Here is a 24,301-nt window from a genome sequence, read left to right as displayed (position 1 = left end):
AAGCTAGATGTCCCTCAGTCGCGTCTCGGTCACCGCGGTGCGCAATCTGCACCCGGTGACCTTCTCCCCCTCTCCCCGCATTAATATCCTCCACGGCGCCAACGGCAGTGGCAAAACCAGCGTGCTGGAAGCCATACATCTGTTGGGGCTTGCCCGTTCCTTTCGCAGCGCTCGCCTGTTACCCGTCATCCAGTACGAGCAATTGGCCTGCACGGTGTTTGGCCAGGTCGAACTGGCTGAAGGTGGGCACAGCAGCCTGGGCATATCCCGAGATCGCGGTGGAGAGTTCCAGATTCGTATTGACGGGCAAAATGCTCGCAGTGCCGCGCAGCTTGCGGAAATTCTGCCGCTGCAATTGATCAACCCCGACAGCTTTCGTTTGTTGGAAGGTGCACCGAAAATCCGCAGGCAGTTCCTCGATTGGGGAGTGTTCCACGTGGAACCACGTTTCATGGCCACGTGGCAGCGCTTGCAGAAGGCCCTGCGGCAGCGGAACTCATGGCTGCGGCATGGTACACTTGACGCCGCTTCGCAAGCGGCCTGGGACCGGGAACTGTGCCTGGCCAGCGACGAAATAGATGAATACCGCCGCGCCTACATCAAAGCCTTGAAACCAGTCTTTGAGCAGACTTTGAGTGAGTTGTTGGACCTCGAAGGGCTGACGCTGAGCTACTACCGTGGTTGGGACAAAGAGCGTGACCTGAGTGCAGTGCTCGCGACGTCCTTGCAGCGGGATCAGCAAATTGGCCATACCCAGGCCGGACCACAACGGGCTGATTTGCGCCTTAGATTAGGCGCTCACAATGCCGCGGACATCTTGTCCCGTGGTCAGCAGAAGTTGGTGGTGTGCGCGTTGCGTATCGCCCAGGGCCATTTGGTTAGCCAGGCTCGACGCGGTCAGTGTATTTATCTGGTGGATGACTTGCCGTCGGAACTCGACGAGCAGCACCGCCGCGCGTTATGCCGCTTGTTGGAAGAATTACGCTGCCAGGTGTTTATCACTTGTGTAGACCACGAATTATTGAGGGAAGGCTGGCAGACGGAAACGCCAGTCGCTTTGTTCCACGTGGAACAAGGCCGTATCACCCAGACCCACGACCATCGGGAGTGAAGGCATGAGCGAAGAAAACACGTACGACTCGACCAGCATTAAAGTGCTGAAAGGTTTGGATGCCGTACGCAAACGTCCCGGTATGTACATTGGCGACACTGATGACGGTAGCGGTCTGCACCACATGGTGTTCGAGGTGGTCGACAACTCCATCGACGAAGCTCTGGCCGGTCACTGCGACGACATCAGCATCATCATCCACCCGGATGAGTCGATTACCGTGCGCGACAACGGTCGCGGTATTCCGGTAGACGTGCATAAAGAAGAAGGCGTTTCGGCGGCAGAGGTCATCATGACCGTGCTCCACGCCGGCGGTAAGTTCGACGACAACTCCTACAAAGTCTCCGGTGGTTTGCACGGTGTGGGCGTGTCGGTAGTGAACGCACTGTCCGAAGAGCTGATCCTGACTGTGCGCCGTAGCGGCAAGATCTGGGAACAGACCTACGTCCACGGTGTTCCACAGGAGCCGATGAAAATCGTCGGTGACAGTGAAACCACCGGCACCCAGATCCACTTCAAGCCATCGGCTGAAACCTTCAAGAATATCCACTTCAGCTGGGACATCCTGGCCAAGCGTATTCGTGAACTGTCGTTCCTTAACTCCGGCGTGGGTATCGTCCTCAAGGACGAGCGCAGCGGCAAGGAAGAGCTGTTCAAGTACGAAGGCGGCTTGCGTGCGTTCGTTGAATACCTGAACACCAACAAGACTGCGGTCAACCAGGTGTTCCACTTCAATATCCAGCGTGAAGACGGCATCGGCGTGGAAATCGCCCTGCAGTGGAACGACAGTTTCAACGAGAACCTGTTGTGCTTCACCAACAACATTCCTCAGCGTGACGGCGGTACTCACCTGGTGGGTTTCCGTTCCGCACTGACGCGTAACCTGAATACCTATATCGAAGCCGAAGGCCTGGCCAAGAAGCACAAAGTCGCCACCACCGGTGACGATGCGCGTGAAGGCCTCACCGCGATTATCTCGGTGAAAGTGCCGGATCCCAAGTTCAGCTCCCAGACCAAAGACAAGCTGGTGTCTTCCGAAGTGAAGACTGCCGTTGAACAGGAAATGGGCAAGTACTTCTCCGACTTCCTGCTGGAAAACCCGAACGAAGCCAAGCTGGTCGTCGGCAAGATGATCGACGCGGCACGTGCCCGTGAAGCGGCGCGTAAAGCCCGTGAGATGACTCGCCGTAAAGGCGCACTGGATATCGCTGGCCTGCCGGGCAAACTGGCTGACTGCCAGGAGAAGGACCCTGCCCTCTCCGAACTGTACCTGGTGGAAGGTGACTCTGCTGGCGGTTCCGCCAAGCAGGGTCGTAACCGTCGCACCCAGGCTATCCTGCCGTTGAAGGGTAAGATCCTCAACGTCGAGAAGGCACGCTTCGACAAGATGATTTCTTCCCAGGAAGTCGGCACCTTGATCACGGCGTTGGGCTGCGGTATCGGTCGCGACGAGTACAACATCGACAAGCTGCGCTACCACAACATCATCATCATGACCGATGCTGACGTCGACGGTTCGCACATCCGTACCCTGCTGCTGACCTTCTTCTTCCGTCAGTTGCCGGAGCTGATCGAGCGTGGCTACATCTACATCGCCCAGCCGCCGTTGTACAAAGTCAAAAAAGGCAAGCAAGAGCAATACATCAAAGACGACGACGCCATGGAAGAGTACATGACGCAGTCGGCCCTGGAAGATGCCAGCCTGCACTTGAACGACGAGGCTCCGGGTATCTCCGGTGAAGCGTTGGAGCGTCTGGTTAACGACTTCCGCATGGTGATGAAGACCCTCAAGCGTCTGTCGCGCCTTTACCCTCAGGAGTTGACCGAGCACTTTATCTACCTGCCAGCCGTAAGCCTGGAGCAACTGGGCGACCACGCGCACATGCAGGACTGGCTGGCCCAGTACGAAGTGCGTCTGCGCACTGTCGAGAAGTCCGGCCTGGTGTACAAAGCCAGCCTGCGTGAAGACCGTGAACGTAACGTATGGCTGCCAGAGGTCGAGCTGATCTCCCACGGCCTGTCGAACTACGTCACCTTCAACCGCGACTTCTTCGGCAGCAATGACTACAAGACTGTGGTCACCTTGGGCGCACAATTGAGCACCCTGTTGGACGACGGCGCTTATATTCAGCGTGGCGAACGCAAGAAGCAGGTCAAGGAGTTCAAGGAAGCCCTCGACTGGCTGATGGCTGAAAGCACCAAGCGCCATACCATCCAGCGCTACAAAGGTCTGGGCGAAATGAACCCGGATCAACTGTGGGAAACCACCATGGACCCGGCTCAGCGTCGCATGCTGCGCGTGACCATCGAAGACGCCATTGGCGCGGACCAGATCTTCAACACCCTGATGGGTGATGCGGTCGAGCCTCGTCGTGACTTCATCGAAAGCAATGCTTTGGCGGTGTCTAACCTGGACTTCTGATCCTGGTAATCCGCTGAGTAAGAAAGGCCAACGCTATGCGTTGGCCTTTTTTATTGGATGAGTATCAGCTATTCCCACAATGCTCCACGTGGAACATTCGCGTTTTAGCCTTGTTGGGAAGGCGCTGTCACACTCTCCAGTCGGTAACCGTATCCATAGATCGTCAACAGCTGCCACCCCCTATCCGCGGTCAGTCCCAACTTATTACGTAGTCGATAGATGTGCGTATCGAGCGGCCGCGACGACACCATTTCTTCGTGGGTCCAAAACCGCTCATAGAGATACTCTCGGGAAAGCGGTCGGGCCAGGTTGGCAAACAAGCAACTGGCCAGACGGTACTCGCGTTCGGTGAGGTTGATCGGTTTGCCCGCCCGGGTCACGGTCAACTCCGCATCATCAAAGGTCAGGTCGTTGAAGCTCTGCACTTCATGGTTGGCTGATTTCTGCAGGCCGTGGCGACGTAGAACCGCAGTCACCCTAGCCTTCAGTTCATTGGGACGGAAGGGCTTGCTGACGTAATCATCGGCACCACTGTTCAGCGCAGTGACGATATCGCTCTCTGCATCGCGGCTGGTCAGCATGATGACCGCAGGCGGCGACTCCATGTGTTCACGGGTCCAGCGCAACAGAGCAATACCGCTGATATCCGGCAATTGCCAATCGAGTATCAACAGGTCGAAGGTTTCCCGGCGCAGTTGGCGTAGCAGGTCTTCACCGCGTTCGAAACAGTGCAGGGTCCAGGGTTGTTCGGCGGTGCTGGGGATTTGTCGCAGTGTCTGTTCCACCCGTCGCAGTTCCGCGGGTTCGTCATCCAGTATTGCGACACGCATGGGTGGGTCCTTTCTTCTTGAAGAGTACGGCAGCCGTCAGCCGGGTTAGTGATGGCACGCACTGCGCAGATGCCGGTCTCTGAATCTGAAGAATTGTGTTCAGATCCGTCGACCCCTTGGATCTCTCGGTACGCTGGCATCAATGTGCGATTAACCCATTGAAAGTCCTTGATACCGATGTGGGAAAGATACCGGCTCCCGCCCATAAGGAAAAGGATCAGCCGACGCATGCGCTGCCGTACACTCCTGCTTGCTGGTGTCAGATACCTTCTGGAACCCAATCTTGATGAGCACCATGATCCTTTCTTCGAACCGCCTGTGCCGCGCCCTACCCTCATTGTTGATCATGGCTGTCGGTTCTGCAGGGGCGGTTGGCAAGACGCGCGCGCCTTACATTGATGATCACATACTGTGTCACCCCCAGCCCCTGCCGGCGGTGGTTCAGCATCTCACCGGAGAAGCCTGGAAAATCGATACCAAGGGCGAGGCGAGCCTTTTGCTGGAAGGCATGACCATTGACGAACAGGAGGGTGTGAAGACCTCGGCGTCGGCGTTCGTCAGCCTGTTGCTCGGTGACGGATCCCGCGTGGTGTTGCCCGCAAGTTCACAGGTTCGATTGCATCTGGAGCGTAAACTGTCGATTCCCCAGGTTGTACTCGAACAAGGTCAGGCGGAAGCGTATGTGATCAAGCGTGCCAGCGACCATGATCGTTTTCAGATCGTGACCCCCGTGGGGGTGTTGGGCGTACGCGGCACGCATTTCCGGGTGCGTAACGACGCTGAGCAATCGGTGCTCGAAGTGTTGGACGGGCAGGTTGCCGTCAGCCGCGAGGCAAAAAACCAGCCGATGGAACAGGAGGTAAAAATCGGTGCCCGGCAAGGTCTGCTGTTCAGGAAGCAGGGAGACCTGAAACCGGTTGAGCTACTTGCTGCACCGAAGCTCGTGGGTCAGGACGGCCAGAAAGGCGATGCGCCGGTCTGGAGCCTGTACCTTCAGCCTTTGCCCGGAGCCCAGCGATACCGGGCACAGGTCGCTACCGACAAAGCCTTCATGGACATCAAGCATGAAAACTTTTCCAGTGCGCCGAAAATGAGCTTCACTGGGCTCAAAGCCTCGTTCTACCACATGCGCCTTTCGGCCTACGATGAAAACGGGCTGGAGGGAGAGACCGGGGTCTATGACATCTTTTACTACCCACCCACCACCCAGGCACATTGACCTATGAAGCTCTGGGGCAAGACCGAGAAACGCCAGCCCACCCATGCCCAGCGCCTGTTTCATGGCCTGGTGCGCGAGTGGTTGTGGATCGGGTTGCTATTGCTGCCTGTTACCGTCTATCTGTCGTTGAGCCCCGGCCTGGCGTTGAATGATCCGCTGTACGACAGCCTTCGGCGCCTTACCCCGCTGCCTGTAGACCCGCGCATCCTGCTGGTGACCATTGATGACGCCAGCCTGAAAAAGCTCGGCCAATGGCCCTGGCCACGCAGCTTGCACGCCGACCTGATCGACCGCCTCAGCGCTGGGCAACCGGCGGGTATCCTCTTCGATGTGATCTTCAGTGAGCCCGGCGACCCCGCCAATGACAAACGCCTGGCCGAAGCGGTATGCAATGCCGGCAACGTTTTACTGCCGCTGGTACGTGAGGGCACTGCTAGTTATAGCCAGCCCGGTGGGCAGATGCTGGCGCTGCATAGATGCGCCAAGGGCGTGGGCCACATCAATGTCGAAGCGGACAGCGACGGCGTGGTTCGCAGCCTGTATCTGCGCGAAGGACCTCCCGACACGACGGCACCGCAACTGGCCTGGCTGGCCTATGAGATGAGCGGGGAGCTATCGGACATGCCGGGCGAGCCGCAGCAGGCGACTTCACAACACTGGCACCGCGAGCACGCCATCCGTATCCCGTTTATCGCCCCCCATACCCATTTCCCCAGCGTGTCCTACGTCAGCGTATTGCGTGGTGAGGTTCCTCCCGAGCAGCTAAGAGGCCGCTTGATCCTGGTGGGTTCGACGGCTTCCGGGATGGGGGATCGGTTCGTCACCCCCCTCTCCTCCACGGTCGGTACAACGGCAGGGGTGGAAATCCAGGCCAACGTGCTCAACGGCTTCCTCCAAGGCCGCAGCATCGTCGACCTGCCGGGCTGGCTCGCGGCGCTGATGGCGACTTCTCTGGTGGCGTTGTTGCTGGGCCTGCTGCTCTACCGCCCGCGCTATGCGCTGTGGATGACCCTGGGCTGTATGGCTGCTGCGTTACTTGGCGCCTGGGCCTTGTTGCGCCTTGGCCACTGGTGGTCGCCCGCCGCATGCCTGATTGGTTTGCTGCTTAGCTACCTGATCTGGAACTGGCGTCGCCTGAGCGTGATCCTCGCCTACTTCGGCTGGGAACTGGCGCGCCTGGATAACGAACCCAAGGTCCTGCCCGAACGCCGCCGTGCGCCCGCCAGCAAAGGCGACGTGCTGCAGGCGCGGATCTTTGCCCTGGAGCAGGCCGTAAGCCGCACGCGCGATACACGGCGCTTCATGGCAGATGGGTTGGAGTGCCTGCCGGTGGCGACGCTGATCACCGACCCCAAGGGCAACATCCTGCTGGCCAACCGCATTGCCCGCGAAGTGTTCGGCAATGACCTAGTCACCGAAAACCTGCTGGAGCAATTGGCCGACCTGGGCTACCCGCCGCTGCACAATGGCGTGCGCCCCGCCCTTTCGGCGCTGGAACTGGTCGAGTTCCGCGACATCCACCAACGCAGCCTGCGCATGGAATTGGCGCCCTTGCTGCCGGCCGAGGGTGATGTTGCACTGGGCTGGCTGTTGAGCCTCACTGATTTGAGCAAGGAGCGCGAAGCGCAACAACACCGCGAAACCATGTTGCGCTTCCTTTCCCACGACCTGCGTGCGCCGCACTCGGCGATCCTTGCGCTGCTGGATGTGCATAACGACGAGTCCCCGGTATTCGCCCAGATCGAACAGCAGGTTCGCCGTGCCTTGGGCCTCACTGAATCTTTCGTGCAACTGGCGAAAGCCGAAGCTGACGGTTACCAGTTCCAGCCGACGCTGTTTGCCATGTTGGTGATGGATGCATTCGATCAGGTGGCGTTGATTGCCCAGCTCAAGGGGATCCACCTGGTTCACGACCTGGATGAAGCTGACGAGGGCATGGTCTCCGCTGACCAGTCGCTGCTCACTCGGGCGTTGTTCAACGTGCTGGAGAATGCCATCAAGTATTCGCCCTCGGGCACCACTGTCAGGTTGAGACACAGCAGTGCACAAGGTTGGTTGGAATGCCGTATCAGTGACCAGGGGCCGGGGATTGCAGCAGAGGACTTGCCGGAGCTGTTCAGCCAATACCGGCGCTTTGAATCGGCACAGGGCAGTGAAGGATTGGGGTTGGGCCTGACGATGGTCAAGGCTGTGGTAGAGCGCCATGGTGGGCGCATCAGCTGCGAAAGCGTGGTAGGCAAAGGCACCACATTCAGCGTGCAATTACCCCTGCTGGAAGACTGAAAAAACGTACTTTAGTGTTGTGAATAAAAAACCGGTCGCAAGGACCGGTTTTTTTATGCAGAAAAAACTTATGCACCTTTTTCTTGATTTTATGGGCTTGAGAAATATGCAATAAAATCAGCTTGTTATGATTCAAAAAGCGCAATTCGCCAACAAACCGTACACAGGTTATCCACAGATGCTCAGATCACCGGAGTGTCGACCACAACAGGCTCTGGCGGCAGCGAACCCATGGCCCGTTGCTGCGCTTCATTCCACGCCTGGGCGCGGTCATTCAGCGCGGCAATGGCACGTGGGCCTTCACCTTCTGCGTACATCGGTTCGCCAATCACCACGGTGATGGTGCCTTCGCGCTTGGCCCAGCCGGTCTTTGGCCAGAACTTGCCGGCGTTATGGGCAATCGGCAGCACGGGCAGGTTGGCGTTGACCGCCAAAGCCGTACCCCCGCGTGAGAACTTGCCTACGGTGCCGTAGGGCACGCGAGTCCCTTCCGGGAAGATCAGTACCCACACGTTATCCTTGAGCAGTTCATCGCCCTTCTTGGCCACGTGCTTGAGCGCTGCCTTGGGGTTGTCGCGGTCGATGGCGATCGGACGCAACATGGCCATGGCCCAGCCGAAGAACGGCACGTACAGCAGCTCACGCTTGAGCACCTGGCTCAGGGGCGAGAAGTACGCCGAGAGAAAGAACGTCTCCCAGGTGCTCTGGTGGTTCGACAGAATCACGCAAGGCTGGTCCGGGACGTTTTCTGCACCCTTGATCTCGAAACGAATATTCAGAAACACCTTGGTCAGCCACAACGCGCAGCGGCACCAGTAGACGTTGATAAAGCGATAGCGCGCCTTGAATGGCAAAAAGGGCGCAATAAAAAAGCTCAGGGTGCACCAGAGAAACGAACTGGTGCCCAACAGCAGGTAAAAGAAGAAGGTTCTGATGGCCTGCAAAATCGACATGGCGGCATTTACCGTTGCGGGACAATGCCCGCCTGTTAAAAGCGCACTCCCGAACAGTCCTTGGTCAGGAAGTCGAGGGCGGCTAGTTGTTGATAAGTTCTGCGGCAACGGCCGCCAGATCGTCAAAAATCAAGGTGCCTACCGGCAGGTTTTTCGCCTGGGTCTTTTCGCCTTTCCCGGTCTTAACCAAAACTGGCTGAGAGTCGACGGCTTTGGCCGCCTCCAGGTCACCGAGACTGTCCCCGACGAACCATAGCCCAGCCAAGGGCACCTTGTAATGTTCTGCAATGGTTTTCAACATGCCAGGCTTGGGTTTGCGGCAATCGCAGCCCTCATCTGGCCCGTGGGGGCAGTACACCACCAGCCCCACCTCACCGCCCTGCTCGGCCACCAATGCGCGCAGGAGTGCGTGCATGGCGTCCAAGGTGGCGATGTCGTAGTACCCGCGAGCGATGCCGGACTGGTTGGTGGCGATGGCCACCGCCCAGCCGGCTTTGCTCAACTGCGCGATGGCCTCGATGGAGCCGGGCAGTGGAATCCATTCCGCCACCGACTTGATGTAAGCGTCGGAGTCGTAGTTGATCACCCCGTCCCGATCGAGAATCAGCAGTTTCACCATGGTCAGCTCAGCGTCGAAATGTCAGCGATATTGACGAACAAGCCGCGCAGGCGCGCCAGCATGGCGTAGCGGTTTTTCCGCACGCCGGCATCGTCGGCATTGATCATCACGGCTTCGAAAAACGCATCCACCGGCTCACGCAAGGTGGCCAGGCGCGCCAATGCTTCGGCGTAGTTGCGCTCGGCGATCAGCGGCTTCACCGCGTTTTCGGCCTTGGCGATGGCCGAGTTCAGCGAGAACTCCTTGGCATCGGCAAACAGGCCAGGGTCGACATCAGCGTTGCCCAGGCCTTCGGCCTTGCTCAGCAGGTTCGACACACGCTTGTTCACAGCGGCCAGGGCATCGGCTTCCGGCAGCTTGCGGAAGGCCTGCACGGCTTGTACGCGCTGATCGAAGTCCAGCGCCGAACCCGGCTGCAGGGCACGTACCGACAGGTACACCGACACGTCCACGCCTTCGTCTTCGTAACGCGCGCGCAGGCGGTCGAACACAAACTCCAGCACTTGCTCGGCCAGGCCGGCCTGCTTGACCTTGGCACCGAACTGGCCGACGGCAAACACCACGGCCTGGGTCAGGTCGAGGTCCAGCTTTTTGTCGATCAGGATACGCAGCACGCCCAAGGCCGCACGGCGCAGGGCATACGGGTCTTTGCTGCCGGTTGGCAACATGCCGATACCGAAGATACCCACCAGGGTGTCCAGCTTGTCGGCGATCGCCACGGCTGCACCGGTCAGGGTGGTCGGCAGTTCAGCGCCGGCACCGCGTGGCATGTACTGCTCGTTCAGGGCCAGGGCCACGTCGTCTGGCTCGCCGTCGTTGAGGGCGTAGTAGTAACCGGCAACGCCTTGCATCTCCGGGAACTCGCCGACCATTTCGGTGGCCAGGTCGCACTTGGACAGCAGGCCTGCACGTGCAGCCCAGGCGGAATCACCACCAATGCGTGGTGCAATGTAGGCGGCCAGCTTGGAAACCCGCACGGCCTTGTCGTACACGCTGCCGAGTTTTTCCTGGAACACCACGTTCTGCAGGCGCAGGTTGAAGTCTTCCAGCTTCTGCTTCTTGTCTTGCTTGAAGAAGAACTCGGCGTCGGTCAGGCGCGGGCGTACGACTTTCTCGTTACCAGCGATGATCTGCTGGGGGTCCTTGCTCTCGATGTTGGCCACGGTGATGAAGCGCGGCAGCAACTTGCCGTCCACGTCCAGCAGGCAGAAGTACTTCTGGTTGTCCTGCATGGTGGTGATCAGGGCTTCCTGCGGCACGTCGAGGAAACGCTCTTCGAACGAGCACACCAGCGGCACCGGCCATTCAACCAGCGCGGTCACTTCGTCGAGCAGGCTTGGCGGCACGATGGCAGTGCCTTCCTGCAAGCGGGCCAATTCCTCAGTGCGCTTGCTGATCAGCTCGCGACGTTCGTTGGCATCCGCCAGCACATAGGCCGCGCGCAGGTCGTTGAGGTAGTTGGCCGGCGAAGTGATGCGCACGGCTTCTGGATGGTGGAAGCGGTGGCCACGGGAATCACGGCCGGCCTTCTGGGCGAGGATGGTGCAGTCGATGACCTGGTCACCGAGCAGCATCACCAGCCATTGGGTCGGACGTACGAATTCTTCCTTGCGTGCACCCCAGCGCATGCGCTTGGGGATCGGCAGGTCGTTCAGCGAATCTTCAACGATGGTCGGCAGCAGGCTGGCGGTCGGCTTGCCGGTGATGACCTGGCTGAACCGCAGTTTCGGCCCGCTCTGGTCGATCTCACTCAGTTCCACGCCACACTTCTTGGCGAAACCCAGGGCAGCCTGGGTCGGGTTGCCTTCGGCGTCGAACGCGGCCTGGCGCGGTGGGCCGTCAAGGTTGATGCTGCGGTCCGGCTGCTGGGTTTCCAGTGCGGTCAGCAACACGGCCAGGCGGCGTGGCGCAGCGTAGACTTTTTTCGCGGCGAACTTCAGGCCGGCGGTTTGCAGGCCCTTTTCGATACCGGCCATGAACGCATCGGCCAGGGTGTTCAGTGCCTTGGGTGGCAGCTCTTCGGTGCCCAGTTCAACCAGGAAATCTTGAGCACTCATTGTGCAGCCTCCAGCTTAGCCAACACTTCATCACGCAGGTCCGGGGTTGCCATCGGGAAGCCCAGCTTGGCGCGAGCCAGCAGGTAGGCTTGGGCGACGGAACGCGCCAGGGTGCGTACACGCAGGATGTATTGCTGGCGCGCGGTTACCGAGATGGCACGGCGCGCGTCCAGCAGGTTGAAGGTATGGGACGCCTTCAACACCATTTCATAGCTCGGCAACGGCAGCGGCTGGTCGAGTTCGATCAGGCGCTTGGCTTCGCTTTCATAGAAGTCGAACAGTTCGAACAGCTTGTCGACGTTGGCGTGTTCGAAGTTGTAGGTGGACTGCTCCACTTCGTTCTGGTGGAACACATCGCCGTAGGTGACCTTGCCGAACGGGCCGTCAGCCCACACAAGGTCGTAGACCGAGTCCACGCCCTGCAGGTACATGGCCAGGCGCTCTAGACCGTAGGTGATTTCGCCGGTCACCGGGTAGCACTCGATACCACCGGCCTGCTGGAAGTAAGTGAACTGCGTCACTTCCATGCCGTTGAGCCAGACTTCCCAGCCCAGGCCCCAGGCACCCAGGGTCGGCGATTCCCAGTTGTCTTCGACGAAACGGATGTCGTGGACCAATGGGTCCAGGCCCACATGCTTGAGCGAGCCCAGGTAGAGTTCCTGGAAGTTGTCCGGGTTCGGCTTCAATACCACCTGGAACTGGTAGTAGTGCTGCAGACGGTTCGGGTTTTCGCCGTAGCGGCCGTCAGTCGGGCGACGACTGGGCTGCACATAAGCGGCGTTCCAGGTTTCCGGGCCGATGGCCCGCAGGAATGTAGCGGTGTGGAAAGTGCCGGCGCCTACTTCCATATCGTAGGGCTGAAGTACCACACAACCTTGCTCGGCCCAGTATTGCTGGAGGGCGAGGATCAAGTCTTGGAAGGTACGCACGGCTGGCGTAGGCTGGCTCACGAAATTCACCTGTTACTTGGGCTGCGATTTAAAGAGCGGGAGTATACCCGATTCGGCCCCGCCACCACTCCCTGGAGCCTTATGCCACGCTGCTTTTGGTGTTCTGAAGATCCGCTGTACATGGCTTATCACGATCAGGAGTGGGGAACGCCGCTGCGCGATGCGCAGGGTTTGTTCGAGTTGCTTTTGCTCGAAGGGTTCCAGGCGGGCCTGTCCTGGATCACCGTTTTACGCAAACGCGAGCATTATCGGAAGGTCTTGTTCGGGTTTGATGCGCAGCGGTTGGCCCAACTGAGCGACGCCGAGATCGATGCGCTGATGCTCGATCCGGGCATCGTGCGTAATCGCCTGAAACTCAATGCCACCCGACGCAATGCCGCAGCCTGGCTGGCGCTGGAGGACCCGGTGGGTTTGCTCTGGTCCTTCGTCGGCGGCAAACCCAAGGTCAATCACTTCAAGGACCGCAGCGAAGTCCCGGCGATCACGGCCGAGGCCGAAGCCATGAGCAAAGCCTTGAAAAAAGCCGGTTTCACCTTCGTCGGGCCGACCATTTGCTACGCCTTCATGCAGGCCTCGGGCATGGTCATGGACCACACTCAGGACTGCGACCGTTACGCGGACTTGGTCAACGCCGGTTAGAATGCGCGCTTTGCGCACCACACACGATCAGGAGTGACCTGTGGAAAAGTTTAAAGGCGCCTTGCTGGTAGGCGCTCTGCGGTTGTTTGCGCTGCTGCCCTGGCGCGCTGTCCAGGCGGTTGGCACGGCCATCGGCTGGATCATGTGGAAAACCCCCAACCGCTCCCGCGACACGGTGCGGATCAACCTCTCCAAGTGCTTCCCGGACATGGATCCGGCCGCCCGTGAACGGCTGGTCGGCCAGAGCCTGATGGACATCGGCAAGTCCCTGACCGAAAGCGCCTGCGCCTGGATCTGGCCGGCCCAGCGCTCCATCGACCTGGTGCGCGAAGTCGAAGGCCTGGAAGTGCTGCACGAAGCCCTGGCCTCGGGCAAAGGCGTGGTCGGTATCACCAGCCACCTGGGTAACTGGGAAGTGCTCAACCATTTCTATTGCAGCCAGTGCAAGCCGATCATTTTCTACCGCCCACCCAAACTCAAGGCGGTGGATGAACTGCTGCGCAAGCAGCGCGTGCAACTGGGCAACCGCGTGGCGGCTTCGACCAAGGAAGGCATCCTCAGCGTGATCAAGGAAGTGCGCAAAGGTGGCCAGGTCGGAATCCCTGCCGACCCGGAGCCGGCCGAATCCGCCGGGATCTTCGTGCCGTTCTTCGCCACCCAGGCGCTCACCAGCAAGTTCGTGCCGAACATGCTCGCCGGCCACAAGGCGGTGGGCGTGTTCCTGCATGCGCTGCGGCTGCCGGACGGTTCAGGCTACAAGGTGATTTTGGAAGCGGCGCCGGAAGACATGTATAGCACCGATACCGCCACGTCCTGCGCGGCGATGAGCAAGGTGGTGGAACGTTACGTCGGTGCCTACCCGAGCCAGTATATGTGGAGCATGAAGCGCTTCAAGAAACGCCCACCGGGTGAAGAGCGCTGGTACTGATTCAAGATCAACGCAAAACCAATGTGGGAGGGGGCTTGCCCCCGAGAGCGGTTGCTCAGTCAAATAGGTATCGACTGACACACTGCCATCGGGGGCAAGCCCCCTCCCACATTTGAATTGCGCTCAGGCTTGGCGGTCGAGTTTTTTCAGGAACACGGTCATCTCTTTCTCGGCCTGCTTATCGCCGTGAGCAAGCGCCGCTTCGATGCCCTTCTCCCACGCCAGCCGCGCCGCTGCACGATCTTCCAGCCCCAACTGCGCCTTGCCCAACAACTTCCACGCCGCCGAATACTTCGGGTCGAACTCGACGCACTTGCTCAAATGCTCCGCCGCCTTGGCGTTGTCCTTCAGATCCAGATAGCCCTTGCCCAAACCAAAGCGCAGCAGTGAGTTATCCACGCCCTTGGCGAGCATTTTTTCCAGGGATTCGAGCATGTCGGCCACTCCGTTCGATCAGAAAAAACTCAACCCCACGTGGAACAACTTCTCCACATCGCGAATATGTTTCTTGTCCACCAGGAACAGAATCACATGGTCACCCGTGGCGATCACCGTATCGTCATGGGCGATGATCACCTCTTCGTCACGGATGATCGCGCCAATGGTGGTGCCCGGCGGCAAGCCGATATCGCGGATGGCCTTGCCGATCACCTTGCTCGACTTCGAGTCACCGTGGGCAATCGCCTCGATGGCTTCCGCCGCGCCCCGGCGCAGGGAGTGCACGCTGACGATATCGCCACGGCGCACGTGGGCGAGCAAGGTGCCGATGGTCGCCAGTTGCGGGCTGATGGCGATGTCAATATCGCCGCCCTGGATCAGGTCCACGTAGGCCGGGTTGTTGATGATGGTCATCACCTTCTTAGCCCCCAGCCGCTTGGCCAGCAGCGACGACATGATGTTGGCTTCGTCATCGTTGGTCAGCGCCAGGAAGATGTCGGCGTCGGCGATGTTTTCTTCCATCAGCAGGTCGCGGTCCGAGGCGCTGCCTTGCAGTACGACGGTGCTGTCCAGGGTGTCGGACAAATGCCGGCAACGTGCCGGGCTCATCTCGATGATCTTCACCTGGTAGCGGCTTTCGATGGCTTCGGCCAGACGCTCGCCGATCTGCCCGCCGCCGGCGATGACGATGCGCTTGTAGGTCTCATCGAGACGGCGCATTTCGCTCATGACCGCGCGAATATTCGCCTTGGCGGCGATGAAAAACACTTCGTCGTCGGCCTCGATCACCGTATCGCCCTGGGGCAGGATCGGCCGGTCACGCCGGAAAATCGCCGCGACGCGGGTTTCCACATTCGGCATGTGCTCGCGCAGCTGGCGCAGTTGCTGGCCCACCAGCGGGCCGCCGTAATAGGCCTTTACCGCGACCAGTTGCGCCTTGCCGCCGGCGAAGTCGATCACTTGCAGGGCGCCTGGAATCTCGATCAGGCGCTTGATGTAGTGGGTCACCACCTGTTCCGGGCTGATCAGCACGTCGACGGGAATCGCATCGTTGTCGAACAGCCCGGCGCGGGTCAGGTAGGCCGCTTCGCGTACGCGGGCGATCTTGGTCGGGGTGTGGAACAGGGTGTGGGCCACCTGGCAGGCGACCATGTTGGTTTCGTCGCTGTTGGTCACGGCCACCAGCATGTCGGCGTCATCCGCGCCGGCCTGGCGCAGTACGGTCGGGAACGACGCGCGGCCTTGCACGGTACGGATGTCGAGGCGGTCGCCAAGGTTGCGCAGGCGCTCGGCATCGGTGTCGACCACGGTGATGTCGTTGGCTTCGCTGGCCAAATGTTCGGCCAACGTACCGCCAACCTGCCCTGCCCCAAGGATGATGATTTTCATCCGGTCACTCCCTTAAAACCATTCAGCCGCGCGCGGCGGCGATCTTGATCAGTTTGGCGTAGTAGAAGCCATCGTGTCCGCCTTCTTGCGCGAGCAACTGGCGGCCGTGGGGCTGCTTGATGCCGGCCGTGGTGGCGAGGTCCAGCTCCCGTGCACCGCTGGTGCGGGCGAGGAAGGCTTCGATCACCTCGGTGTTTTCCGTCGGCAAGGTGGAGCAGGTGGCATAGAGCAGGATGCCGCCGACTTCGAGGGTCGGCCACATCGCGTCGAGCAGCTCGCCCTGCAGCACGGCCAGGGCGGCGATGTCATCGGTTTGGCGGGTGAGCTTGATGTCCGGATGGCGACGGATCACGCCGGTGGCGGAGCACGGTGCGTCGAGCAGGATGCGCTGGAACGGTTTGCCATCCCACCAGGTGGCGGTGTCACGGCCATCGGCGGCGATCAGCTCGGCGCTGAGGCCCAGGCGCGCCAGGTTTTCGCGCACGCGCACCAGGCGCTTGGCTTCCAGATCGACAGCGACGACACCGGCCAGGTCTTTTTCGACTTCCAGTATGTGACAGGTCTTGCCGCCCGGCGCGCAGCAGGCGTCGAGTACGCGTTGGCCCGGCGCCAGGTCGAGCAGGTCGGCCGCCAGTTGCGCCGCCTCATCCTGCACGCTGATCCAGCCCTCGGCAAAACCTGGCAGGCTGCGCACATCGGTGGCCGCTTCCAGTACGATGCCGTCGATGCTGTACACGCACGGTGTGGCGTTGATGCCGGCGTCGGTGAGCAATTGCAGGTAGGCATCACGGCTGTGGTGGCGGCGGTTGACCCGCAGGATCATCGGCGGGTGCGCATTGTTCGCCGCGCAGATGGCTTCCCACTGTTCGGGCCAGAACGCCTTCAGGGATTTTTGCAGCCAGCGCGGGTGGGCGGTGCGCACCACCGGGTCATGTTCCAGCTCGGCCAGCAGCGCTTCGCTTTCGCGCTGGGCGCGGCGCAGCACAGCGTTGAGCAGGGCCTTGGCCCACGGCTTTTTCAGTTTGTCGGCGCAACCGACTGTCTCGCCTATCGCGGCGTGGGCGGGTACACGGGTGTAGAGCAACTGATAGAGGCCCACCAGCAGCAGCGCTTCCACATCTGCATCGGCGGCCTTGAACGGCTTTTGCAGCAACTTGGCTGCCAGTGCGGACAAGCGTGGCTGCCAGCGGGCGGTGCCAAAGGCCAGGTCCTGGGTGAACCCGCGATCGCGGTCTTCGACCTTGTCCAACTGGGTCGGCAACGAACTGTTCAGCGACGCCTTGCCGTTGAGGACGGCGGCGAGAGCCTTGGCGGCGGCTAGACGTGGGTTCATTGGGCTGTCCCGAGGAGGGTGCCTACAGCAAATTTCTCACGACGGCTGTTGAACAAATCGCTGAAATTAAGCGCCTTGCCACCGGGCAATTGCAGACGGGTCAGGCACAGCGCCTGCTCGCCGCAGGCGACCAGCAGGCCGTCCTTGCTGGCGCCGATGATCTCGCCGGGAGCGCCTTTGCCCTCGACGAGTTTAGCGGCCAACACTTTCACGGCTTCGCCATTGAGGGTGCTGTGGCAGACCGGCCAAGGGTTGAAGGCGCGTACCAGACGTTCCAGCTCCACGGCTGGGCGGCTCCAGTCGACGCGGGCTTCGTCTTTGTTCAGCTTGTGGGCGTAGGTGGCCAGGCTGTCGTCTTGGACTTCGCCTGCCAGGGTGCCGGCGGCCAGGCCGGCGATGGCCTCGATCACGGCGGGCGGGCCCAGCTCGGCGAGGCGGTCGTGCAGGCTGCCGCCGGTGTCTTCGCCGGTGATCGGGGTGGTGACCTTGAGCAGCATCGGGCCGGTGTCCAAGCCCGCCTCCATGAGCATCACGGTCACGCCGCTTTCGCTGTCGCCGGCTTCCACCGCGCGCTGGATCGGCGCCGCACCGCGCCAGCGTGGCAGCAGCGAGGCATGGCTGTTGATGCAGCCCAGGCGCGGGATATCCAGCACCCCTTGCGGCAGGATCAAGCCGTAGGCCACGACCACCAACAGGTCCGGCTTCAGCGCCGCCAGTTCCGCCTGGGCGTCGGCGTTGCGCAGGGTTGGCGGTTGCAGCACGGGGATGTTGTGCTCCAGCGCCAGTTGCTTGACCGGGCTTGGCATCAGTTTTTGCCCGCGACCGGCCGGGCGATCCGGCTGGGTGTACACCGCGACGATGTCATAAGGGCTGGCAAGCAGGGCCTTGAGGTGTTCGGCGGCAAATTCTGGAGTGCCGGCAAAAACAATGCGCAGTGGCTCGGTCATGGGAGGTCTCGGTTAAAAGCAGTCACAAAAGAAAAAGGCTTGCCGCAGCAAGCCTTTGGAAGAAGGGCATCAAGCTTGCTGGCGATGCTTTTTTTCCAGCTTCTTCTTGATCCGGTCGCGCTTGAGCGTGGACAGGTAATCGACAAACAGCTTGCCGTTGAGGTGGTCGCATTCGTGCTGGATGCACACCGCCAGCAGGCCTTCGGCGATCAGCTCGAACGGCTTGCCGTCACGGTCCAGGGCCTTGATCTTCACGCGCAGCGGGCGCTCGACGTTCTCGTAGAACTCGGGCACCGACAGGCAGCCTTCCTGGTACTCACCCATCTCGTCGGTCAGTGGTTCGAACTCTGGGTTGATGTACACCCTCGGTTCGCTGCGATCCTCCGACAGGTCCATGACCACGACGCGCTGATGCACGTTGACCTGGGTCGCGGCGAGGCCGATGCCCGGGGCTTCATACATTGTTTCAAACATGTCATCGACCAACTGACGAACCTTGTCGTCCACTACGGCCACCGGCTTGGCGATCGTGCGCAGGCGCGAGTCGGGAAATTCGAGGATGTTTAAAATAGCCATAAGCGTAATTGCTGCACATGTGAGGTAAAGGCAAATCGGCGTTGGGATGGACCCAGACAGCCGGTGTGAAACGCCCGAAGCCGCGAAGGCCCTGGCATTTCACGCGAACGCACATAATAAAGGAGATTCACCCCATGAGGAAATCGCTACTCGTCTTGCTGCTGTGGGCCCCGTTCGCCATGGCCCTGCTGCCCCAGCCCGTCCAGCGCCTGGATCAATCGACACAACAGGCCATCCAGCGCTTTTTACTGCACAACCGCATTCTTGATTCGCCACAGGACCTGGACAGCGCGCCGTACATTGTTGCCGCTGATGCAGGTCGAGTGCTGGGGGCCAACGGTGAGCGGGTGCATGCCAGGGGCAACCTGGACCCTTCCCAACCCCATTACGGAATATTCCGACGCGGCAAGGCCTACACCGATCCGCAGACCCAAGAACTACTGGGCATCAACGCCGACGATATCGGCACGGCCCGTTTCGTCACGGCTGGCGACCTCACCACCCTGGCCGTGCAGCGAGTGACCCAGGAGGTGCGCCCGGGTGACCGCCTGCTACGCGCGCAATCTCCTGTCGATCCGGCCACCCTTGAGGTCATTTCAGCGGCACCCTTCATCGACGGGCACATCATCGATGTCCCCAAGGGTGTCACCCAAATCGGCGTACTCGATGCTGTCATCCTGAACAAAGGCCGCCGTGACGGCCTGGTCGAAGGTCAACTGCTCAGCGTGATCAAGGCTGGCGCGACCGTGCGCGACAGCCTCACCGGCACGCCGACCCGACTCCCCGATGAACGCGCCGGCACCCTGCTGGTATTTCGCACCTACGAAAAGCTCAGTTACGGCCTGATCCTCAATGCCTCGCGACCCCTGGCAGTGATGGACCGTTTCGAGACTGCGCATCAAACACAATGAATAGGTTGCTAAATAAGTTACCAACAGAGTTATCCACAGCTTGTTCCGGTCAAGGATGATCAAATGAATCCGATAAACAGTCATGAAGTATCCCCGTCAGAACTGGAAGCCCGACTGCGCTTGCACAGGCTGCCGGAACTGGGCCCCAAGCGTTTTCGCTTATTGATCGAAGCGTTCGGCTCTGCGTCAAAGGCCATCAGTGCCCCCGCCAGTGCCTGGCGTTCGCTGGGGTTGCCGGCCATCAGCGCCGATGCCCGGCGCAGCCATGAAATCCGCGAGGGCGCCAGTGCGGCATTGGCCTGGCTGGCTTGCCCGGCCCAGCATTTGCTGATGTGGGACCAGCCGGAGTACCCCGCACTGCTCGCCCAGATTGACGACGCACCGCCGCTGTTATTCGTCGCTGGTGACCCTCTGATCCTGGAAAAACCGCAACTGGCGATGGTGGGCAGCCGACGTGCATCCCGTCCTGGCATGGACACCGCAGCTGCGTTTTCCCGTAGCTTGGCGAGCGCGGGTTTTGTCATCACCAGTGGCCTGGCCTTGGGTATTGACGGCGCCGCCCATCAAGCCGCATTGGACGTGGGCGGCCAGACAATCGGCGTCCTCGGCACCGGGCTCGAAAATTTTTATCCACAGCGCCACCGACGGCTGGCGGCGGCGATGATTGACCAAGGCAGCGCGGTGGTTTCCGAGTTTCCGCTGGACGCTCCACCCCAGGCCGGCAACTTCCCCAGGCGTAACCGCATCATCAGTGGTCTGTCCCTTGGCGTATTGGTGGTGGAAGCCAGCATGGCCAGCGGCTCGCTGATCACCGCAAAACTGGCGGCCGAGCAGGGACGCGAGGTGTACGCGATTCCGGGCTCCATCCATCATCCCGGCGCCAAGGGTTGCCATCAGTTGATCCGCGATGGTGCGGTGTTGGTGGAAACCATCGAGCACATTCTTGAAGGCTTGCGCGGCTGGCAGGCGCTGTCCCGTCCGGCGCCGATGCCGGTGACCCATCCGCTGGTGGCACTGCTGCATGCGGCGCCGCACACCAGTGAAGCGCTGGCGATTGCCAGCGGGCGGCCGTTGTCCCAGGTGTTGGCGACGCTTACGGAGCTGGAGCTTGAGGGCCAGGTTATCTGCGAAAGCGGGCGCTGGCTTGCGCGCTGCTAGGTTTTGTAACGAAGATCGGTAAACTGCGCAGAGCTTTAGTCTGGAGAGTGAATAATGGTCAACCGGTGGCGTGTGCTGGAAACCGCACGAGAAATTCGCGCAGGCGCGGTGATTGCCTACCCAACCGAAGCGGTTTGGGGCCTGGGCTGCGACCCGTGGAACGAAGAAGCAGTAGACCGCTTGCTCGCCATCAAGAATCGCTCGGTGGACAAGGGCCTGATCCTGGTGGCGGACAGCATCCGTCAGTTCGACTTTCTCTTCGAAGACTTCCCACAGGATTGGATCGACCGCATGGCCGCCACCTGGCCCGGGCCGAATACCTGGCTGGTGCCCCATCAGGACTTGCTGCCGGAATGGGTGACGGGTGTGCATGACACGGTGGCGCTGCGGGTGACTGACCATCCACTGGTGCGGGACTTGTGCTCGCTGGTGGGGCCGTTGATTTCCACCTCGGCCAACCCTCAGGGTCGCCCGGCTGCACGTACGCGGATACGCGTGGAGCAATACTTCCGTGGCCAGGTGGACCTGGTGTTGGGCGGCGCCCTGGGTGGGCGCAAAAACCCCAGCCTGATTCGTGACCTGGTGACCGGCGAGGTTGTGCGGCCTTCCTGAAGGAAGGCCACAGGGCTGCTTAAGGCAGCAGAATGGTCGACCCCGTCGTGCGGCGTGCCGATAACTCGGTCTGCGCCTTGGCCGCTTCTGCCAGCGAGTACCGCTGGTTGATATCAATGCGCACCTTGCCGCTCTTGATCATCGAGAACAGGTCATCGGCCATCGCCTGCAGGTTCTGCGGGTTGTTGGCATAGGTCGCCAGGGTCGGCCGGGTGACATACAGCGAGCCCTTGGCTGACAGGATCCCCAGGTTCACCCCATCCACCGCGCCCGACGCATTGCCGAAGCTCACCACCAACCCACGGGGCGCCACGCTGTCCAGCGAGGTCAGCCAGGTGTCCTTGCCAACACCGTCATACACCACCGGCACCTTTTTGCCGTCGGTCAATTCCAGCACACGCTGTGCGACGTTTTCCTTGCTGTAGTCGATGGTTTCCCAGGCGCCGAGGGATTTGGCCAGGGCGGCCTTTTCCGGCGAGCTCACCGTACCGATCAGCTTCACGCCCAAAGCCTTGGCCCACTGGCACGCCAGGGAGCCCACACCACCGGCTGCGGCGTGGAACAGGATGGTTTCACCGCCTTTGAGTTCATAGGTCTGGCGCAGCAGATACTGCACGGTCAGGCCCTTGAGCATGGCGCCGGCGGCCTGTTCGAAGCTGATGTCGTCCGGCAGGTGCACCAGGTTGGCGGCGGGCAACACATGCAGTTGGCTGTAGGCGCCCAGCGGGCCACTGCCGTAGGCCACGCGGTCGCCGACCTTGAATTGGGTGACTTCACTGCCGATGGCATCGACCACACCGGCGCCTTCCGCGCCCAGCCCCGATGGCAAGGCCGGCGGCGCGTACAGGCCGCTGCGGAAATAGGTGTCGATGAAGTTCAGGCCGATCGCCTCGTTGCGCACGCGAACCTGTTGTGGGCCAGGCTCGGCCGGCGTGTAGTCCACATACTCAAGCACTTCGGGGCCGCCATGGGCGCTGAACTGGATACGTTTGGCCATCTGCACTTCTCCTTAAGGTCGAATCGCGTAGCCCCCTATCGGACTCCTAAGCTTGATCTTCGTCAACTGCGACGTACGTGGGTGCGGTGGTATCCTGTGCGCCCATTTGCCGCCGACGCCCAATGGCCTCGCGTAGCTTTGCCCGATTCAAGGTGATGCCATGACTACCCGCACCGAGGCTGTAAAGGCCTACCTGCTTGACCTGCAAGACCGTATTTGCAGCGCCCTGGAAACCTTCGAGACGGACACTCGCTTTATCGAAGACGCCTGGACCCGGCCTGCCGGCGGCGGTGGTCGCACCCGTGTGATTGCAAACGGTTCTGTCATCGAAAAAGGCGGCGTTAACTTTTCCCACGTCTTTGGCAGCGGCCTGCCACCGTCTGCCAGCGCGCATCGGCCTGAGCTGGCCGGTCGCGGTTTCGAGGCCCTGGGTGTGTCGCTGGTGATCCACCCGCATAACCCCCATGTGCCGACTTCCCACGCCAACGTGCGCTTTTTCATCGCAGAGAAAGAAGGCGAAGAGCCGGTGTGGTGGTTCGGCGGTGGCTTCGACCTCACGCCTTACTACGGCAACGAAGAAGACTGCATCCACTGGCACCGCGTGGCCGAGCAGGCCTGCGCGCCGTTCGGTCCTGAGGTGTATTCGCGCTACAAAGCGTGGTGCGACACTTACTTCCACATCAAGCACCGCAATGAACCGCGTGGTATCGGCGGCCTGTTTTTCGATGACCTGAACGAGTGGGACTTCGACACCTGCTTCGCCTTCATCCGTGCCATCGGTGATGCCTACATCGACGCCTACCTGCCGATCGTGCAGCGCCGCAAGGCCATTGCCTACACCGAGCAACAGCGCGAATTCCAGGAATTCCGCCGGGGCCGCTACGTTGAATTCAACCTGGTCTACGACCGTGGCACCTTGTTCGGCCTGCAATCGGGCGGGCGTACCGAGTCGATCCTGATGTCGCTGCCGCCGCAAGTGCGCTGGAGCTACGACTGGAAGGCCGAGGCCGGCAGCGAAGAAGCACGCCTCACCGACTACTTCCTGCAAGACCGTGACTGGCTGGGCCTCGCTGCGCCCAAGGCGGCTGTCTGATGGACCGTTATGTCGTGTTCGGCAACCCCATCGGCCACAGCAAGTCGCCGCTGATCCACCGCATGTTCGCCGAGCAGACCGGCGAGCAACTGGACTACAGCACCTTGCTGGCGCCGTTGGAGGATTTCACCGGCTGTGCCCGTGAGTTCTTTCGGCAGGGCCGTGGCGCCAACGTCACGGTACCGTTCAAAGAGGACGCCTACCGACTGGCCGACACCCTCACCGAACGTGCCCAACGCGCCGGCGCGGTGAACACCTTGAGCAAGCTGGCAGACGGCAGCCTGTTGGGCGACAACACCGATGGCGCCGGCCTGGTTCGCGACCTTATCGTCAACGCCGGGTTGAGCCTGCAAGGCAAACGTATCCTGCTGCTGGGCGCGGGTGGCGCGGTGCGTGGCGCGTTGGAACCGTTGCTGGCTGAGCAACCCGCCTCGCTGATCATCGCCAACCGCACCGTGGAAAGGGCCGAACTGCTCGCCGAGCTGTTCGACGACCTCGGCCCGGTATCCGCCAGCGGTTTCGACTGGCGGCGTGAGCCGGTGGACGTGATCATCAACGCCACGTCCGCCAGCCTGTCAGGCGATGTACCGCCGATTGCGGGCAGCCTGATCGAGCCAGGCAAGACCTTTTGCTACGACATGATGTACGCCAAGGAGCCGACCGCGTTCTGCCGTTGGGCGACTGAGCAAGGTGCATCCGTGGCGATGGATGGCCTGGGCATGCTGGTGGAACAGGCGGCGGAAGCCTTCTTCCTGTGGCGCGGCGTGCGCCCGGATTCGGCGCCTGTATTGGCTGAACTTCGCCGCCAGTTGATCTGACACGGATCCAAATGTGGG

The 24,301-nt window shown here is 60.9% G+C and carries 22 protein-coding genes; 11 read left to right on the top strand and 11 right to left on the bottom strand.

The features are described 5' to 3' along the window. The first annotated feature begins 7 nt into the window (after positions 1 to 7). Both recF and gyrB read left to right on the top strand, forming a co-directional pair. Positions 8 to 1,111 (top strand): DNA replication/repair protein RecF, encoded by a 1,104-nt coding sequence (recF, locus tag NL123_RS30700; RefSeq protein ID WP_494356979.1) that lies wholly within the window; start codon positions 8 to 10, stop codon positions 1,109 to 1,111. A gap of 4 nt (positions 1,112 to 1,115) precedes the next feature. Further along, entirely contained in the window at positions 1,116 to 3,533 is a 2,418-nt protein-coding gene (gene gyrB, locus NL123_RS30695) for a DNA topoisomerase (ATP-hydrolyzing) subunit B (protein WP_025854386.1), read from the top strand. Positions 3,534 to 3,637: 104 nt separating this feature from the next. Here the strand turns inward: gyrB and NL123_RS30690 are convergent, their stop codons facing one another. Beyond that, positions 3,638 to 4,363: a response regulator transcription factor gene (locus NL123_RS30690; RefSeq protein ID WP_494356978.1), complete on the bottom strand. Its 726-nt coding sequence runs from the start codon at positions 4,361 to 4,363 to the stop codon at positions 3,638 to 3,640. Positions 4,364 to 4,649: 286 nt separating this feature from the next. Here NL123_RS30690 and NL123_RS30685 point away from each other — a divergent pair, with 286 nt between their 5' ends. Both NL123_RS30685 and NL123_RS30680 read left to right on the top strand, forming a co-directional pair. Continuing rightward, entirely contained in the window at positions 4,650 to 5,582 is a 933-nt protein-coding gene (locus NL123_RS30685) for a FecR family protein (RefSeq protein ID WP_494356977.1), read from the top strand. A gap of 3 nt (positions 5,583 to 5,585) precedes the next feature. Further along, the gene (locus NL123_RS30680; RefSeq protein ID WP_494356976.1) at positions 5,586 to 7,865 is read left to right on the top strand and encodes a CHASE2 domain-containing protein; all 2,280 of its coding nucleotides are present in this window, start codon (positions 5,586 to 5,588) and stop codon (positions 7,863 to 7,865) included. Between the two features lie 182 nt (positions 7,866 to 8,047). Here the strand turns inward: NL123_RS30680 and NL123_RS30675 are convergent, their stop codons facing one another. The 4 genes from NL123_RS30675 to glyQ form a co-directional block, all read right to left on the bottom strand. Continuing rightward, positions 8,048 to 8,818, bottom strand: a complete 771-nt coding sequence (locus NL123_RS30675) for a lysophospholipid acyltransferase family protein (protein ID WP_058424373.1) — start codon at positions 8,816 to 8,818, stop codon at positions 8,048 to 8,050. An 82-nt stretch (positions 8,819 to 8,900) separates the two neighbouring features. After that, on the bottom strand, positions 8,901 to 9,437 hold the full coding sequence (gmhB, locus tag NL123_RS30670; protein ID WP_494356975.1) for a D-glycero-beta-D-manno-heptose 1,7-bisphosphate 7-phosphatase: 537 nt from the start codon (positions 9,435 to 9,437) through the stop codon (positions 8,901 to 8,903). Between the two features lie 2 nt (positions 9,438 to 9,439). Beyond that, a complete protein-coding gene (glyS, locus tag NL123_RS30665) occupies positions 9,440 to 11,494 on the bottom strand; it encodes a glycine--tRNA ligase subunit beta (protein ID WP_494356974.1) in 2,055 nt (684 codons plus the stop codon). Further along, positions 11,491 to 12,444: a glycine--tRNA ligase subunit alpha gene (gene glyQ, locus NL123_RS30660; RefSeq protein WP_003187265.1), complete on the bottom strand. Its 954-nt coding sequence runs from the start codon at positions 12,442 to 12,444 to the stop codon at positions 11,491 to 11,493. Before glyQ ends, glyS begins: the two co-directional genes overlap by 4 nt. 81 nt (positions 12,445 to 12,525) lie before the next feature. On the opposite strand from glyQ, the gene NL123_RS30655 reads away from it, so the two are divergent. Both NL123_RS30655 and NL123_RS30650 read left to right on the top strand, forming a co-directional pair. Continuing rightward, on the top strand, positions 12,526 to 13,083 hold the full coding sequence (locus NL123_RS30655) for a DNA-3-methyladenine glycosylase I (RefSeq protein ID WP_248485500.1): 558 nt from the start codon (positions 12,526 to 12,528) through the stop codon (positions 13,081 to 13,083). Positions 13,084 to 13,123: 40 nt separating this feature from the next. Further along, positions 13,124 to 14,011, top strand: a complete 888-nt coding sequence (locus NL123_RS30650) for a lysophospholipid acyltransferase (protein WP_071490897.1) — start codon at positions 13,124 to 13,126, stop codon at positions 14,009 to 14,011. 123 nt (positions 14,012 to 14,134) lie between these two features. Here the strand turns inward: NL123_RS30650 and NL123_RS30645 are convergent, their stop codons facing one another. From NL123_RS30645 to def, 5 genes are all read right to left on the bottom strand, one after another. Further along, positions 14,135 to 14,446 carry a tetratricopeptide repeat protein gene (locus NL123_RS30645; RefSeq protein ID WP_248485502.1) on the bottom strand — a complete coding sequence of 104 codons (312 nt, stop codon included), beginning with the start codon at positions 14,444 to 14,446 and terminating at the stop codon, positions 14,135 to 14,137. An 18-nt stretch (positions 14,447 to 14,464) separates the two neighbouring features. After that, entirely contained in the window at positions 14,465 to 15,838 is a 1,374-nt protein-coding gene (gene trkA / locus NL123_RS30640; RefSeq protein WP_010565843.1) for a Trk system potassium transporter TrkA, read from the bottom strand. 22 nt (positions 15,839 to 15,860) lie between these two features. Then, the gene (gene rsmB / locus NL123_RS30635) at positions 15,861 to 17,171 is read right to left on the bottom strand and encodes a 16S rRNA (cytosine(967)-C(5))-methyltransferase RsmB (protein ID WP_494356973.1); all 1,311 of its coding nucleotides are present in this window, start codon (positions 17,169 to 17,171) and stop codon (positions 15,861 to 15,863) included. Then, positions 17,168 to 18,118, bottom strand: coding sequence for a methionyl-tRNA formyltransferase (fmt, locus tag NL123_RS30630; RefSeq protein WP_494356972.1), 951 nt, complete (start codon positions 18,116 to 18,118; stop codon positions 17,168 to 17,170). Before fmt ends, rsmB begins: the two co-directional genes overlap by 4 nt. 69 nt (positions 18,119 to 18,187) lie before the next feature. Beyond that, positions 18,188 to 18,694 carry a peptide deformylase gene (gene def, locus NL123_RS30625; RefSeq protein WP_053127413.1) on the bottom strand — a complete coding sequence of 169 codons (507 nt, stop codon included), beginning with the start codon at positions 18,692 to 18,694 and terminating at the stop codon, positions 18,188 to 18,190. Positions 18,695 to 18,828: 134 nt separating this feature from the next. Between def and NL123_RS30620 the strand changes: the two genes are divergently transcribed. The 3 genes from NL123_RS30620 (at position 18,829) to tsaC (ending at position 21,375) form a co-directional block, all read left to right on the top strand. Then, complete coding sequence (locus tag NL123_RS30620; protein WP_248485510.1) at positions 18,829 to 19,605, top strand: peptidoglycan-binding protein; 777 nt, start codon at positions 18,829 to 18,831, stop codon at positions 19,603 to 19,605. Positions 19,606 to 19,668: 63 nt separating this feature from the next. Next, positions 19,669 to 20,763 carry a DNA-processing protein DprA gene (gene dprA / locus NL123_RS30615; protein WP_248485511.1) on the top strand — a complete coding sequence of 365 codons (1,095 nt, stop codon included), beginning with the start codon at positions 19,669 to 19,671 and terminating at the stop codon, positions 20,761 to 20,763. 54 nt (positions 20,764 to 20,817) lie between these two features. Continuing rightward, positions 20,818 to 21,375, top strand: coding sequence for an L-threonylcarbamoyladenylate synthase type 1 TsaC (tsaC, locus tag NL123_RS30610; RefSeq protein WP_058424383.1), 558 nt, complete (start codon positions 20,818 to 20,820; stop codon positions 21,373 to 21,375). 19 nt (positions 21,376 to 21,394) lie between these two features. Here the strand turns inward: tsaC and NL123_RS30605 are convergent, their stop codons facing one another. Then, entirely contained in the window at positions 21,395 to 22,372 is a 978-nt protein-coding gene (locus NL123_RS30605) for a quinone oxidoreductase family protein (protein WP_058424384.1), read from the bottom strand. Positions 22,373 to 22,532: 160 nt separating this feature from the next. Between NL123_RS30605 and hemF the strand changes: the two genes are divergently transcribed. Together hemF and aroE are read left to right on the top strand one after the other, a co-directional pair. Further along, positions 22,533 to 23,465 carry an oxygen-dependent coproporphyrinogen oxidase gene (gene hemF, locus NL123_RS30600; RefSeq protein WP_494356971.1) on the top strand — a complete coding sequence of 311 codons (933 nt, stop codon included), beginning with the start codon at positions 22,533 to 22,535 and terminating at the stop codon, positions 23,463 to 23,465. Next, entirely contained in the window at positions 23,465 to 24,283 is an 819-nt protein-coding gene (aroE, locus tag NL123_RS30595) for a shikimate dehydrogenase (RefSeq protein WP_494356970.1), read from the top strand. The genes hemF and aroE overlap by 1 nt, the downstream gene beginning before the upstream one ends. The last annotated feature ends 18 nt before the right edge of the window (positions 24,284 to 24,301 follow it).

Source organism: Pseudomonas sp. FBCC-B1565, from assembly GCF_059133265.1.
This window is presented reverse-complemented; position numbering and strand designations above follow the sequence as displayed.